The organism is Rhodococcus sp. YH3-3 (assembly GCF_001653035.1).
GTDB lineage: Bacteria > Actinomycetota > Actinomycetes > Mycobacteriales > Mycobacteriaceae > Rhodococcus_F > Rhodococcus_F qingshengii.
The window spans coordinates 66,608-79,857 of the sequence record NZ_BCWH01000002.1; the positions used below are offsets into that span (position 1 = coordinate 66,608).

At 62.0% G+C, this 13,250-nt stretch carries 14 protein-coding genes; 8 read left to right on the forward strand and 6 right to left on the reverse strand.

Annotation, left to right across the window (positions count from 1 at the left end; translation table 11 throughout):
• Window positions 1-282: 282 nt before the first annotated feature.
• Together YH3_RS12985 and YH3_RS12990 are read right to left on the reverse strand one after the other, a co-directional pair.
• The gene (locus YH3_RS12985; RefSeq protein ID WP_238592610.1) at window positions 283-903 is read right to left on the reverse strand and encodes a hypothetical protein; all 621 of its coding nucleotides are present in this window, start codon (window positions 901-903) and stop codon (window positions 283-285) included.
• A 138-nt stretch (window positions 904-1,041) separates the two neighbouring features.
• Window positions 1,042-1,740, reverse strand: coding sequence for a TetR/AcrR family transcriptional regulator (locus YH3_RS12990; RefSeq protein WP_225320187.1), 699 nt, complete (start codon window positions 1,738-1,740; stop codon window positions 1,042-1,044).
• A gap of 219 nt (window positions 1,741-1,959) precedes the next feature.
• On the opposite strand from YH3_RS12990, the gene YH3_RS12995 reads away from it, so the two are divergent.
• The 3 genes from YH3_RS12995 to YH3_RS13005 are packed head-to-tail and all read left to right on the forward strand — an operon-like array spanning window position 1,960 to window position 5,461.
• On the forward strand, window positions 1,960-3,330 hold the full coding sequence (locus tag YH3_RS12995; RefSeq protein ID WP_007735697.1) for an MFS transporter: 1,371 nt from the start codon (window positions 1,960-1,962) through the stop codon (window positions 3,328-3,330).
• A 14-nt stretch (window positions 3,331-3,344) separates the two neighbouring features.
• On the forward strand, window positions 3,345-3,809 hold the full coding sequence (locus YH3_RS13000) for a MaoC/PaaZ C-terminal domain-containing protein (protein WP_054826722.1): 465 nt from the start codon (window positions 3,345-3,347) through the stop codon (window positions 3,807-3,809).
• Between the two features lie 14 nt (window positions 3,810-3,823).
• Window positions 3,824-5,461 (forward strand): AMP-binding protein, encoded by a 1,638-nt coding sequence (locus YH3_RS13005; RefSeq protein ID WP_064443544.1) that lies wholly within the window; start codon window positions 3,824-3,826, stop codon window positions 5,459-5,461.
• Window positions 5,462-5,468: 7 nt separating this feature from the next.
• On the opposite strand, the gene YH3_RS13010 is transcribed toward YH3_RS13005, so the two are convergent.
• The 3 genes from YH3_RS13010 to YH3_RS13020 form a co-directional block, all read right to left on the reverse strand.
• Complete coding sequence (locus tag YH3_RS13010; protein WP_225320185.1) at window positions 5,469-5,831, reverse strand: hypothetical protein; 363 nt, start codon at window positions 5,829-5,831, stop codon at window positions 5,469-5,471.
• An 88-nt stretch (window positions 5,832-5,919) separates the two neighbouring features.
• On the reverse strand, window positions 5,920-6,357 hold the full coding sequence (locus tag YH3_RS13015; RefSeq protein ID WP_007735701.1) for a hypothetical protein: 438 nt from the start codon (window positions 6,355-6,357) through the stop codon (window positions 5,920-5,922).
• On the reverse strand, window positions 6,354-7,079 hold the full coding sequence (locus YH3_RS13020) for a TetR/AcrR family transcriptional regulator (RefSeq protein ID WP_054826724.1): 726 nt from the start codon (window positions 7,077-7,079) through the stop codon (window positions 6,354-6,356). The genes YH3_RS13015 and YH3_RS13020 overlap by 4 nt, the downstream gene beginning before the upstream one ends.
• A 100-nt stretch (window positions 7,080-7,179) precedes the next feature.
• On the opposite strand from YH3_RS13020, the gene YH3_RS13025 reads away from it, so the two are divergent.
• Entirely contained in the window at window positions 7,180-7,557 is a 378-nt protein-coding gene (locus YH3_RS13025; protein ID WP_054826725.1) for a glyoxalase/bleomycin resistance/extradiol dioxygenase family protein, read from the forward strand.
• On the opposite strand, the gene YH3_RS13030 is transcribed toward YH3_RS13025, so the two are convergent.
• Window positions 7,545-9,161: an AraC family transcriptional regulator gene (locus tag YH3_RS13030; protein WP_064443545.1), complete on the reverse strand. Its 1,617-nt coding sequence runs from the start codon at window positions 9,159-9,161 to the stop codon at window positions 7,545-7,547. The genes YH3_RS13025 and YH3_RS13030 overlap by 13 nt on opposite strands.
• A gap of 105 nt (window positions 9,162-9,266) precedes the next feature.
• On the opposite strand from YH3_RS13030, the gene fepB reads away from it, so the two are divergent.
• The 4 genes from fepB to YH3_RS13050 are packed head-to-tail and all read left to right on the forward strand — an operon-like array spanning window position 9,267 to window position 13,232.
• On the forward strand, window positions 9,267-10,280 hold the full coding sequence (fepB, locus tag YH3_RS13035) for a Fe2+-enterobactin ABC transporter substrate-binding protein (protein WP_007735706.1): 1,014 nt from the start codon (window positions 9,267-9,269) through the stop codon (window positions 10,278-10,280).
• Window positions 10,273-11,331 (forward strand): iron chelate uptake ABC transporter family permease subunit, encoded by a 1,059-nt coding sequence (locus YH3_RS13040; protein WP_064443546.1) that lies wholly within the window; start codon window positions 10,273-10,275, stop codon window positions 11,329-11,331. Before fepB ends, YH3_RS13040 begins: the two co-directional genes overlap by 8 nt.
• A complete protein-coding gene (locus YH3_RS13045) occupies window positions 11,328-12,383 on the forward strand; it encodes an iron chelate uptake ABC transporter family permease subunit (protein ID WP_082920586.1) in 1,056 nt (351 codons plus the stop codon). Before YH3_RS13040 ends, YH3_RS13045 begins: the two co-directional genes overlap by 4 nt.
• Before the next feature lie 24 nt (window positions 12,384-12,407).
• The gene (locus tag YH3_RS13050) at window positions 12,408-13,232 is read left to right on the forward strand and encodes an ABC transporter ATP-binding protein (RefSeq protein ID WP_003943123.1); all 825 of its coding nucleotides are present in this window, start codon (window positions 12,408-12,410) and stop codon (window positions 13,230-13,232) included.
• Window positions 13,233-13,250 lie beyond the last annotated feature (18 nt).

Consider the following 13,250-nt stretch of genomic DNA (forward strand, 5'->3'; position numbering starts at 1 on the left):
TCGAACGGTTCTTCTTCTGACGACCTGTGTGTTTCGCAGGCGCCTGCGCGGTTGGAACCAGATGACCGTCGGCCGTGTATTTTTCGACTACGAGGTTCTTGCTGACTCCTCGGTTCGCATCCACTGCGCAAGTGATTGCTTCCTTGTCGGAATTGAAAGGTTCCTCGGTCGAAGAGCCGTCGGGCATCGTGATTTTGTACCGATCCATACATCGACTATTGCGGGTTGATCCGTCTCCGACAACCCGAGCTCACGGAAATATCGGTCTGGGAATCAGGCGGATCAGCGGGTCCAATACTCTTCGGGACGTTGACCCGGACGGAATCCGTAGTGCGCGAGCATCGCGGTCGCTTCCGGAAAATTGGCTGCCAGAGCTTCGGGCACATGTGCATCGCTGCCGAATGTCACCGCTTTACCTCCCTCTTCGCTCCACCATTGGGGTATCCAGGGCCACAGCCGACGGGTGTTCATCTCGAGGATCCGGTCGCTGTCGGCGATGGCGCGCATCGCATTTCGGAATCCCTCTTCGAATCGACGGGGATCGAAAGGTCCGGCACTTTCGATCGGCCATGCACGCACCGCGTAGTCGATATGGGTGAACACCTCGAAGGTCCGAGAGTCAGCCACCATACGCGGGATCTCATCGAGGTATGCCCACATGACTTCGTCGGCGCTCCACGTTCGAAACAGAGTGTTCGGTTCACTCCGATCGTCGCCGACTTCGAGCGTGTGCAAGGAACCCAATATCCGGTCGATGACACCGAGATCAAGGAGGTGCGACGCCTGCGCTTCGTGCAGGTGCGGTTGTCTGAACTCGACGCCGGTGAGTATCCGCAATTCAGGAAAACGGTGTCGGCATCGTTCGATGCTGTCGAGATAGCCGTCGACGTCGAGGATCGGCACGCGCGCAAGTCTGTTGCATTCGTCCGGATGCGTGCGAAAGCGGTCCGCCGGTGTCCCACGACCACTCGCTGTGAACATGACTGTCCGCGGGTAGTTGCATGTTCAGTTCGTACCAGAGCCGGGAGTTTCGAGGGGCGGTTAAAGCTCGGACTGTCGCGCGAATTCGCTCTGTGCAGTGGTTCCCCAGATCTCGGAGGACTGAGTCTCGGGCTCGCTGTCCAGCTTTCGGACGTCGTGAATGAACTCCACACCGTGCAGTTCGTCGGACGGAACCGACAGAAGCTTGCACGTGGTGCTGACGAAGAATCGCTGGACATCTTCCAACTCGAGACGCCCACCGGGCCGGTACCAATGCGCGACCCCGGTACACATCTCGAGTATCGCGAGTCGGCTCAATGCCAGATCTTCGATGTCGAAGGCGCCCACGCGTTGTCCGCGTTCGAGGATCTGTCCGAAAAGTTGCTCGTACTCGTCGCGCAGGGTCTGCAACTCGATGCGGTTGTCTCCGGTCAACCCGCGCATCTCGTACTCGGCGACGCGGGCAGTCAGTTGGTTGACGGCGGTAATGCCGACGTGTGACGACACCAGGCCGGCGAGCTGGACTACGGGATCGGCGCTTCGGCGCATTGCCCGCTCTCCCGACTGCGTCAGCTCGTCGAGGCAAGACCGAATGATCGAGGCCAACAGTGACTCTTTGCTGCCGACGTAGTGGTAGAGCGTTGCCGAGTTGATGCCGGCTTCGGCTCCGAGCTCACGAATGCCGGTGGCGGCGAATCCTTTCGTCGCGAACAGCGTGACTGCCGCCCGTTGAACGCGCCCCAGGTCCATGATCCTCATTTCGGTTGGTTGCCCAATCATGCTAGCATCGCCGCCGAAATCGACCGGCTGTCAATCAGTCGATTGATAGCTGTTTGTGTACTGGCAAATTGCATCTCAACTAATCAATCGATCGATTGAAATACGCTTGACTGTGCCCTGGGTCACTGCATAGTCTCCTTGTCGAGCCTCCCTCTCGGTGCGAGAGCTAACAGGGCACTCCATACAAGGAGCAATGACATGAACGACGCGAATCCCCCATCTCCCGCAACTGTCGACAGGCCTGCCCTGCGGCGTGTGGCCGGATCGGTTCTGGTCGGCACCACGATCGAGTGGTACGACTTTCAGATCTACGGCGCCTCCGCCGCGTTGGTCTTTGCGCCGCTGTTCTTTTCGGGCGCAGACCCCGCGCTGGCGACAATTCTTTCCTTCGCCACCTTCGCTGTCGGCTTCCTGGCGCGGCCACTCGGCGGTGTTGTGATGGGCCACTTCGGCGACCGCATCGGACGCAAGAAGGTCTTGGTGCTCGCACTTCTCTTGATGGGAGCAGCGACGTTCCTGGTCGGCGTCCTTCCGACCTCCGCCCAGATCGGTGTGTGGGCCCCGATTCTTCTCGTATTGCTGAGACTGATTCAGGGCTTCGGCGTCGGGGGTGAGTGGGGCGGTGCAGTTCTGACTGCTGTGGAATACGCACCCAAGAACCGCCGCGGTTTCTACGGCAGTATGCCGCAGGTCGGTGTGCCTGCTGGCCTTCTGCTGGCGACGGCCGTCATGTTCGGCACCAAGGCGCTCACCGGGGACCAATTCCTGGTGTGGGGGTGGAGAATTCCCTTCCTGCTGAGTATCGCGTTGGTCGCCGTCGGGCTTTACATTCGCACCGCGTTGGAAGAGACTCCCGCATTCGCTCGCGTGAAGCAGCAGAACACTGCGGTCAAGATTCCGATGGTCGACGCGTTCAAGAACTACCCTCGTCAAATCATTCTTGCCGCAGGTTCGATGATCAGCACGGGCGCTTACTTCTACATCCTCAACACCTACAGCCTGACCTACGCCGATCAGTTCGATCTGCTGTCCGGAAACCTCATGCTCGGAGCGGTCATGGTGTCCGCGCTCGTTGCAGTCATCTTCATTCCGATCTTCGGTCAACTGTCCGAAAAATTCGGCCGACGCCGGATCCTGATGGTCGGCATCACCGGCATGGGAGTGTGGGTCTTCGTTGCATTCGCCGCGATAGATACCGGCAACTTCTGGATCACCACCGGCGCATTGGCAGTCGGCGCATTCATGCTCAGCATCTCGTACGGGCCGCAGGCGACGTTCATCGCGGAACTGTTCGACGCACGGGTGCGGTACAGCGCAGCGTCCATCGCTTTTCAGATCGGGGTGCTCTTGGGTGGTGCAATCGCGCCGATGGTTGCCGCCATGTTGGTTCGCGCAACCGGTGGATCGCTTGCGGTCGCTGTGTATATCGCTGCCCTGTCTGTTATTTCGCTGATCAGCGTCTACTTCGTCCGTGACACCGACCTCGACGAAGGAAGTCGCGACATGTACATCGATGACAACGGGGCGTATCTGCCGCCGGTCGATCAACGCTCCACGGTTGTCAACTAATAGAGGAAACTTCAATGATCACAAAGAGTTTCGAAGAGATCTCTGTCGGAGACATTGCGGTGACGGACCCGCGGGTCGTCACCGAAGACTATGTGCGAAGTTTCGCCGACCTCACCTGGGACCGCCATCCCCTTCACCTCGACCCCGACTACGCGCAGCAGACGCGCTTCGGTCGCCAGATCGCCCACGGTGCCCTCATGTTGTCCACCTTGCTCGGTCTGGTGGAGTTGGACCCCCGTTACCTGCAGTGCTTCTACGGGCTCGATCAGGTCAGATTCCACCGGCCGACTTACCTCGGCGACTCGGTGCATGCGGTGTCGGAAGTGCTGTCGGTGCGCCCTCGCTCGGACGGTGAGACCGCGATCGTGATGTCGAAAGGCTCACTCGTCAACCAAGACGGAGACCTTGTCTTCTCCGGCGAATTCTCATTCCTGGTAGGCGAGACCCATTCCCTCGACCTCGAAGTGGGTGCTCGGTGAGTTCTCGGCGGCATATGTCATGGTGGCAGGACCTCGAAGCAGAACACTTCGAATGGGCTGTGCCAGAGCACTTCAACATTGCGCACGCATGTGTCGATGTACAGAATCCCGATGATCTGGCCCTCGTCGTAGACACCGGTGGGCACTGGGCGCGGTACACATTCGGTGAAGTCGCCACGATGAGCCGAAAGTTCGCGACCGTGCTCGCGGATCTCGGCCTGGTCTCAGGCGATCGCGTCGGTGTGATGGTCCCACAGGGAATCGAGGTTCTGGCGACACATCTGGGCGCCTTCCGATCCGGAATGGTGACCGTTCCACTTTCGGTCAAGTTCGGATCGGATGCGTTAGTACATCGGATGCGTGACTCCGGCGCGAAAGTTCTTGTGGTCGAGAAGGACTGCTATGAAAGAGTTGCCGACGGAATCGGTGAGATACCGGGTCTCGAAGCCGTAATCGTGGTCGGAAGGCGCGATCGGCTCTCCGATTCGACGCCCGTGCAAATCCTCGATTTCCACAGCCTCGTCGACGATGCCGCAGAAAGTAGTGAACTGGTAGCCACGGGCCCCGATTCACATGCCATCATCATCTACACCTCAGGGACGACCGGGAATCCGAAAGGCGCGCTCCACGGGCACCGAATTCTCCTGGCGCACATGCCCGGTATGCGGACGGCGTTCGACAATGCTCCGCAGCTGGGAGACGTCTTCTGGACGCCGGCAGACTGGGCCTGGATCGGTGGTTTGTTCGACGTACTGTTCCCCGCACTTGCGTTGGGGTGCCCCGTAGTTGCGACGCCCGACAAATTCACGCCTTCGCGTGCGGTCGAGATTCTGAGCCGTCACAAGGTGACGGGCGCCTTCATTCCTCCCACTGCCCTCAAGCAGATGCGAAGCATCGGCGTCGACAAGACTGCTGCGCGTGGTATTCAGCTGCGGGCATTGGGAACCGGTGGTGAGGCACTCGGTGACGCGCTGCAAGCCTGGGTTGCGAGCACTCTCGGCGTAGCTGTCAACGAGTTCTACGGGCAGACGGAAATGAATCTGACCATCGGCACGTCGCGGTCGAAGTGGAGTCCCGCCAGCGGTTCGATGGGCCGCGCCTTCCCCGGCTTCGAAGTCACCCTCCTCGATCCACTCGGCGAGCCGGTCGAGATTGGTGAGGTAGGCGAGATCTGTGTGAAGGCAGGCAACCCCGGACAGTTCCTCGGATATTGGAACCAGCCGTCGAAGACCGATGAAAAGGTGTACGACGGTTGGATTCACACCGGTGATCTGGGTCGGACTGATGACGCCGGGAACTTCTGGTACCAGGGACGTGCCGATGACGTCATTTCGTCCGCGGGGTACCGAATCGGCCCCGGAGAGATCGAAGAGTGCCTGCTCTCGCACGACGAGGTAGCCATGGCAGGTGTCATCGGTGTTCCGGATCCGTTGCGCGGCGAAGCGGTTCACGCTTTTGTCGTACTGTCCGAGGGGTCGAACTCCTCGGAGGAGCTCCGTCAGGAGTTGCAGACCCACGTGAAAAGTCGCCTTGCTTTCTACCAGTACCCGAGGGAGATCACGTTCATCGACAGCTTGCCGCTCACCACTACCGGCAAGATCCTCCGACGTGAACTCCGAGCGCTGGCCACCTCCGCGAACGGACTCGGCTAGCAGAGGGCTACATGTTGGGTAGGACCACGACGAAGAACCAGCCGCTCAGTGCCAGACCGATGAATCCGGTGAAGAGGCCGACTATTGCATCCCATGGCAGCTGGCGGGCATTCGAGAGCAGATGCCCGCCAGACTTCTTCGGGTGACGTCGGAGCGCGAAGATTCCTGTTGTGATCGCGCCGACGCCCAGCAGGATGCCGAAGCCGAAAGCCCAGAACAGGAGTACCGACAGCGCGCCGAGCATCTCAGACCGCTCACTCCAGCGTGCGATGCGCTGTGTTTCGGTGGGCGGAGGCCACTTGTGTGAAGGCGACAGAGCTGCTCCGAAACGGCGGGTGTGGTGACGAATTGACTGGTCGCTGAGAAACATTGTCCACCACGCCTGGAGTTGAGTCGATGTGCCGCTGGTATGTACTCGTCTACCCCGTCTTCGCGGATGTATTCCGCTGATTTCGAGGCTAGGTGGTTGCCGCTTCTTCCCAGGAGTTTCCATTCCACACGATGGAGATGGGGTATTCGTTGTTGACCCCGTTTTCCCAGTAGTCGATGACGCCGTGGCGCTCCGATTCGAGTTCGATCCAGCCGATGCTGAATCCCCCTCGAAGTACGCGTTGAGCCCGGCGGTCGATCTTGTCCAGGGAACTGCAGAGTCCTCGCACGCGGGAGTCGATCCAGCCCGCAGAGGCATCAAGAACGGTGATCTCGACGATGCTCGCGTCGCTCAGCGGAATCTCGATGAGAAGCTCGCCGGAATCTCGTACCTCTCGAGTCGATCGATTCTCGTAGGCGTGCAACAGCTCTCGCGGTTCGAACACCGAAGGGTCGCCGTCGGACCGTCGAGACCAACCGAAACGCTGCACGGACACATTGTCTCCCACGAATTGCAGGAATGTCATTCGATGTGAATGAGGCCGTCCAGGGCGTCCAGTACCCGGTCCAGCCCGAACTCCCAGGCCGCCTCGGGGCTGTACGGGGAGTTCTTGGCCTCGCCGGCCGCCCCTCCGACTCGCTGCGCCAGCGGGAAGTCGTCGCCGAGATAAGCAGCCAGACGCTGGTTCCAGGACGACCACACCTCGGCCATGTCGGCTGCTCGGGGGTCAGGGCGCCGCGCTTGCGCCGAGGATCGGGCGAAGTCGGCGACAAATGTCAGGGCGGAGTCCCGGTCGATGTCGCTCAGTCCCGTGCCGTCGAAGGCGTGAAGTTCGTGGTCGTACTTCGCGATAGTTCCCGGACCCAACGCGGAGCGCTGATCGGAGATGTCCAGGAGCCACCAATGCTCCGTATAGAGGACAAGTTCTTCCTCGGCGACCCGACGCACACGTTGGCGCCAGGTCATGTTCCCGTACGGCAGGAGTGGGCTGTGTCCGTGTACGGCGTCGACCATGAGCACCAGCAGATCGTCGCGGGATCCGACGTGGGTGTACACCGCCATGCCCGAGATTCCGAGTTCGGCGGCCAATCGGCGGACCGTCACGGCGTCGAGGCCGTCGGTATTCGCGACGGAGATCGCGACGCCGACCGCCTGTGAGGTGGTGACCTTCGCCCGCGGGCCGCGGGTGCCACCCTTCGGCGCGAGGGGGTGATCGCGCCAGAGCAGGTCGATCAGTTCGCGGGCCATCAGTCGTCTCCAGAAATCGGGAATACCTCAACGGTGGTATACCTTATACGGTGCATACTGTATGCACTGCATAAGGTTTATCGATCATGGGAGGCCCACGATGAAAATCACCAGCACTGCTCTGTCCTTGAACGTCGCCGACACCGACGCATCGGCAGACTTCGCGACAACCCATTTCGGTTTCACCGAGGCCATGGCCGATGACGGCTTCGTTTCCCTGAATCATCCGGATGCCGGGGTCAACGTGGTCTTCCTGCGCACCGGGCTCGGGACGTTCAAGCCCGACTTCGTCGCAGGTCCGGCCGGTCAAGGCTTGCTCATTGCATTCGTGGTCGACGATGTCGACGCCGAGTTCGCCCGCATCGCTGCTGAAGGTGCCTCCGTCGTCACCGAGCCGGAGACGGAACCGTGGGGTGAGCGTTACTGCCAGTTCGTCGACCCCAACGGAATCGTGTGGCAACTCGTTCAGTGGGTGTGAAGAACCCGAGCGCTCGGCTCCGCGGCGCGCGGCACAGAACGTAACCAGAGGGCGCGTTCGACGGACTGGGCTTGGAAGCGCTGCGGTGAGATCCCGTGCGCAGTGCGAAACGCTCGGCTGAATGCGGGCAGGTGCGCGTAACCCAGGTTCCTCGACACCGTGCCGGGTGCAACCCCGAGTTGGAGTTGGGTGCGTGCCTGGGTCATCCGTGAAAGCGATCGCCACTGCGGATACGTGGTGCCGGTTTCGATACGGAACTCCCGGCGCAGCCTGGCCGCGTCGGTACCGAACTCTTGCGCCCACTCGTCCAGAGTGCGAGGGTCGGCCGGCCGGGCGGCGATCGTCGCTGCCAGTCGTGTGGCAATCGAATCGGCGGGCGAGGTGTTCGAAACCGGTTGTGCAAGAGGGCCGGTGGCGATGATGTCGAATGCCATGGCGCTGTCGTGGCCGCGCGGGCGCAAGGGCGTGTAGGCGGCGACGAAAGTGTGCAGCAATGCCAACTCGTCAGCGGGGGAGAACTGCACGGTCTCGAGGGCGTCGGCAGATACGGTCGACCCGTTCGAGGAACGGAAGCCGAGCGGCAGAAGCAGTGAACCAGTCGGAACCGTGACGGTATTGAGGACGCCTGCAGGAAGAATCATGGCCTCTCCGGTGCGCAGTTCCCAGCTGCGGTCCGCGACGTCCACCCGGGCTTGGCCTCGGTAGACCCACACGGCGACGTGGGCGCCGTTGACGCGCGGCCACGTCGCATTGGCCGGTATCGGCGGCGCTGTTTCCCCGGGCTGCCTGGTCTCTGCGAGCATGCGGACCAATGCTTGATCGTTGTCGGTGTCCACGCTGCGATCGGTTGGACCGGAGAGGGCCCGGCGGCGATAGTCGCTCGGGCTCTCTCCCATCTGGGACCGGAACGCACGCGTGAATCCGCTGCCCGTTTCGAAGCCGACTTCGTTTGCAATCCAACCGATCTCGCGGTCCTGCTTCAGGTACTCCAACGACGCGGCGATCCGAGCTCGAAGCCGCCAGCGCGTGAAGGTGAGGCCGGTTTCTTCCACGAAGTATCGCTGGAGCGTTCGAATGCTGATCCCGGCACGCTTCGCGAATTGTGCCTCGGTGTCGTCGGTGCCAGGTGTTCGCAACAGGGCGTGCGCGATCTCGAACGCTTCCCGTGATTGCGGCAATTGCGGCAGCGAGGTGGCCCCGTCGTCGGCCCGGGTAATCATTTCGAACAAGGACGACGGGTGTGCAGCGTCGCCGCGCAGATAGCCCAGGTTGTGAACGAACTCGTGGATCAGTCTGTCTTCCCATCCGGGCGGAACGCGCAGACGCGTCACGGTAGCCGGCCCGGCGCTGACGCCGTTCGAGGGCGGAAGCAGGATGGGAAACGCGACGGAATCCGAGTCCGTCTCCATCGAATATCGCACGCTCGCCGGGATCCACAACAACTCGCCCGCCGGCACCTCGTAGACGGTCGATCCGGTCCTGACGCGTCCACTACCTGCGAGAACCCAGAACAACAGCGGTGAGCGGCCGATGCTTGGCTCGGTGCGGCAGGCGCGGATCGGCCCCAAGTCGATTGCGTCCGACCTTCCCGATAGTGGTAACACGTTGGCGCTCCTGGACAACCCTTGCGACTTAAGTATGGCTAACTTTACCTCTGCCGACTGTGTTCGCAGCGGCGCACTCTCGTATCTTCAGAAAGCCACATACTCATGCGCAGATCTCTACGCCCGACGGCGGCAGTACTCGCCGCGGTCGTCGCCCTCGCTCTTGCCGGCTGCTCGAATTCGTCAGGTAGTGACACCGGAACCGAGGGCACCCAGGAAACCTCCGGGGCCACCGAGGGCTGGCCGCGCACCGTCGATCACGGCGGCCGCAGTACCGAGATCACTGCAAAGCCGACTCGGATCGTGTCCACCTCGCCGTCGTTGACCGGCACGCTGCTTGCGATCGGAGCGCCGGTGGTCGCGAGTGCGGCGACAACGCCGTCGGGAATGACCGATGACCAGGGGTTTTTCTCCCAGTGGTCGGGCGTGGCGGCTGATCGTGGCGTCGCGGTGCTCTACCGAAATCTCGAGCTGGACCTCGACGCGATCGAGACCTTCGAGCCCGATCTGATCATCGGCTCCGCTAACGGCGGCGACTCGACACTCGATGCCTACTCACAGCTGAGCGACATCGCACCCACTGTTCTTCTCGACTACGGCGCCAGCTCCTGGGAGGAGCTCGCTGATCAGCTCGGGACTGTCACCGGACTCGAGAGCGAGGCCGCCAAAACCGTCGACGAATACGACAGCTGGGTCACCACCCAAGCCGCGAAGATCAAACTTCCCGAGCAGCCGGTGACGGCACTGGTCTACATGGGTGCCGACGGTGTCTGGACGTTCCGAGCCGACAGCCCGCAGGGCAATCTGCTGGCCTCGCTCGGCTTCACCTATGCCGAGCCCGCTGAGCAGTTTGTCGCTCCGGACAAGCGGGGTGCCTCCGGCGTCGCGATCGTCAGCTCCGAAAACATGTCTGCCGCACTAGACGGGGCGCAGACGCTGTTTGCCGTCTCGATGGGGCCCAAGGACGTGGAGAAGCAACTCGCGGCCGACCCGCTCCTTGCGAATCAACCTGCGGTCAAGGGTGATCGGGTATACGCGATGGGAACGGCAGCTTTCCGTCTCGATTACTTCAGTGCAAAGCAGACGGTCGAGTCGCTGGTGTCCACGTTCGGTGGATGACCGCGTGGGCGTTTCTGCGCAGTCCCGGACCGAAGCGCCACCGCGGTCCGGGACGGCCGCGCGTGCGGGGTTGTTGGTCCTCGTCTCCATCGTTGTAATCGTGCTGGCATCCGTCGGCGGACTCGTCATCGGCTCACGCAACATCCCCGTCTCCACTGTCCTCGATGCAGTTCTTTCCTACGACGCCGGTAACAACGAGCACCTGATTGTGATCGAATCACGTTTGCCTCGAACAATTCTCGGGCTTGTGGTCGGGGCCGCGCTCGGTCTTGCCGGCGCGCTGATGCAGTCGATCACCCGCAACCCTCTGGCCGATCCGGGACTACTCGGTGTGAACGCCGGAGCATCAGCAGCAGTCGTCATTGCGATTGCCTATCTGGGGGTGACTTCGGTCGGCGGCTATCTGTGGTTCGCGCTTGCCGGCGCGGCCGTTGCCTCGGTAGGTGTGTACATGTTGGGGTCGGCGCATCGCAGCGCCGCGACCCCAGCGCGCATGGCGCTTGCCGGTGCCGCTGTTGCGACGGCGATCACGGCTCTCACCAGCATGGTTCTCATCAGCAACGAGGCCGCATTCAATCAGTTCCGATTTTGGGCAGTGGGTTCGTTGCAAGGCCGCGGCGGAGACGTGATCGTCACTGTTCTGCCCTTCGTCATCGTCGGTATCGTGTTGTCGTTGTTGCTGATTCGTCCACTCAACGCAATCGCGCTCGGCGAGGATGTCGCCAAAGGGCTCGGTGCCAGCACCGGACCCGCACGGGTCGGATCCGCTGTCGCAGTCATTCTGCTGGCAGGGGCCGCAACTGCGGCGGCTGGACCGCTCGGATTCGTGGGCCTGGCTGCGCCGCACATCGTGCGCGGCGTCGTCGGGCCGGATCTGCGATTTCTTCTGCCGTGCGTGCTCGTTGTCGCCCCGGCATTTCTGCTCTTGGCCGACGTTCTCGGTCGCGTTGCCACCGCGCCGGGAGATCTGCAGACGGGGATCGCCGTGGCGGTGCTCGGTGGACCCTTGTTTGTTGCGCTCGTTCGCTCGCGTCGGGTGGCGTCGCTGTGAACGCGATTGCGGCGCAGCCGGTTCCACCGCTGTTCCGCGGTTGGGTGGTTCGAATCGGGCCGTACTCGTGGCGGATAGTTCCGCGAGTGCTGTTCGTAGCCGTGACAATCAGTGCGGCATTGGCGGCGCTCTCGTTTGCCACGCTGATGTACGGAACCTTGGATCTGTCCTTGGGGGATGTGTGGCGTGCCCTGCACGGCGAAGGCACCCCAGCGGCGGTTCGGTCCGTCCAGAATCGCCGACTGCCTCGACTGATCACGGCGATCGGTGTGGGCGGAAGCCTCGGTGTGGCCGGCGCGGTTTTCCAGACGCTTTCGCGCAATGTTCTCGGCTCGCCGGACATCATCGGTTTCACCACCGGCGCTGCGACTGCAGCCGTGGTTCAGATCGTCTTCTTCGGAGGCGGGGTACTGCAGACCGCGGGCGCCGCTGTTCTCGGCGGCATGCTGACGGCGCTTCTGGTGTACGCGCTGGCACGCAAAGACGGAGTCAGCGGCGGTCTTCGACTTGTCCTGGTCGGTATCGGTGTGGGCGCGATGCTGAGCGCCGTGATGTCGTTCCTGGTGGTGCGTGCGGATATCGACGACGCCACCGTTGTGCAGCAGTGGACGGCCGGCTCGCTGACCGGGCGCGGTTGGCCACACGCGGTCAGTGTTGCGATCGCCGTCGGTGTTCTCGTTCCTGCTCTCGTCGTGGTGTCCCGGCGCGTCACCATGATGGAGATGGGCGACGACGCAGCGTCCTCGCTCGGGATCTCCGTGGAGCGATACCGATTTGCCGGCATTCTGCTTGCGGTCGCGCTCACCGGCGCGGCGACCGCGGCCACCGGCCCCATCGCATTTGTGGCGCTCGCCGCTCCCCAGATCGCACGACGGTTGGCACGGCGCAGCGGTGTTCTTGTCGCGACTTCCTTTCTGCTCGGCGCAGTTCTGCTGGCGGGCGCCGACTTGATCGCGCAAGCGGTCGAGGTCGGTCTCCGCACTCCGGTCGGTCTCGTCACCAGTCTGCTCGGTGGTGCCTATCTGATCTGGCTGCTCGCTCGTCAGGCCTGAAAAAACTCGCTACGAAAGAGATTCATGACTACTGCCACCCCAACATCGCGGCTGCGCGCCGAGAAGATCGAACTACGGTACGCCGATCGAACCATCGTGGACGAGTTGAGTCTCGAGATCCCCGATGGAGGGTTCACCGTCGTCGTCGGACCGAACGGGTGCGGCAAGTCGACATTGTTGCGTGCGCTCGGCAGAATGCTGACACCTCGATCGGGTCGTGTTGTGCTCGACGGTAACGATATTCGGTCCTATCGAACCAAAGAAGTCGCCCGGCGAATCGCCCTGTTGCCACAGTCCCCGCTCTCGCCTGGAGCAATCAGTGTCGCAGACCTCGTATCCCGCGGCCGATATCCGTATCAGAGCATGCTGCGCCAGTGGTCACCCGAAGACGAGCATGTTGTCTCCGAGGCCCTGAATGAAGTCGGAATGCGATATGCAGCAGACCAATTGGTAGACGAGCTGAGTGGGGGACAACGTCAGCGGGTCTGGATCGCCATGACGCTTGCGCAGCGCACCCCGGTGTTGTTGCTCGACGAACCGACCACCTTTCTCGACATCGCCCACCAGATCGAGGTTCTCGACCTCTGTTCCCAACTCCACCAGTCCGGTCGAACATTGGTCGCGGTCCTGCACGACCTGAACCTCGCGGCCCGATATGCCACGCACGTAGTTGCCATGCGGTCCGGAAAAATTGTCATGCAGGGCAGTGCCTCGGACGTCTTCACCCCTGAGTTACTGCGCGAAGTCTTCGACCTCGAGGCGCTGGTTCTCGAAGACCCGGAAACCGGACGGCCACTTGTTGTTCCGCGTGATCGAAGACCTGTCAGTCAGCTACCCGTCCACAACTGAACCACCGATCAGGAGATA

What these genes read in the sequence shown, in the direction of transcription:
- YH3_RS13015 (WP_007735701.1), bottom strand. Translation starts at nt 6,357, where the DNA reads ATGACATTCCTGCAATTCGTGGGAGACAATGTGTCCGTGCAGCGTTTC.
- YH3_RS13050 (WP_003943123.1), top strand. Translation starts at nt 12,408, where the DNA reads ATGACTACTGCCACCCCAACATCGCGGCTGCGCGCCGAGAAGATCGAA.
- YH3_RS13000 (WP_054826722.1), top strand. Translation starts at nt 3,345, where the DNA reads ATGATCACAAAGAGTTTCGAAGAGATCTCTGTCGGAGACATTGCGGTG.
- YH3_RS13005 (WP_064443544.1), top strand. Translation starts at nt 3,824, where the DNA reads ATGTCATGGTGGCAGGACCTCGAAGCAGAACACTTCGAATGGGCTGTG.
- YH3_RS13025 (WP_054826725.1), top strand. Translation starts at nt 7,180, where the DNA reads ATGAAAATCACCAGCACTGCTCTGTCCTTGAACGTCGCCGACACCGAC.
- YH3_RS12995 (WP_007735697.1), top strand. Translation starts at nt 1,960, where the DNA reads ATGAACGACGCGAATCCCCCATCTCCCGCAACTGTCGACAGGCCTGCC.
- YH3_RS13010 (WP_225320185.1), bottom strand. Translation starts at nt 5,831, where the DNA reads ATGTTTCTCAGCGACCAGTCAATTCGTCACCACACCCGCCGTTTCGGA.
- fepB (WP_007735706.1), top strand. Translation starts at nt 9,267, where the DNA reads ATGCGCAGATCTCTACGCCCGACGGCGGCAGTACTCGCCGCGGTCGTC.
- YH3_RS12990 (WP_225320187.1), bottom strand. Translation starts at nt 1,740, where the DNA reads ATGAGGATCATGGACCTGGGGCGCGTTCAACGGGCGGCAGTCACGCTG.
- YH3_RS13020 (WP_054826724.1), bottom strand. Translation starts at nt 7,079, where the DNA reads ATGGCCCGCGAACTGATCGACCTGCTCTGGCGCGATCACCCCCTCGCG.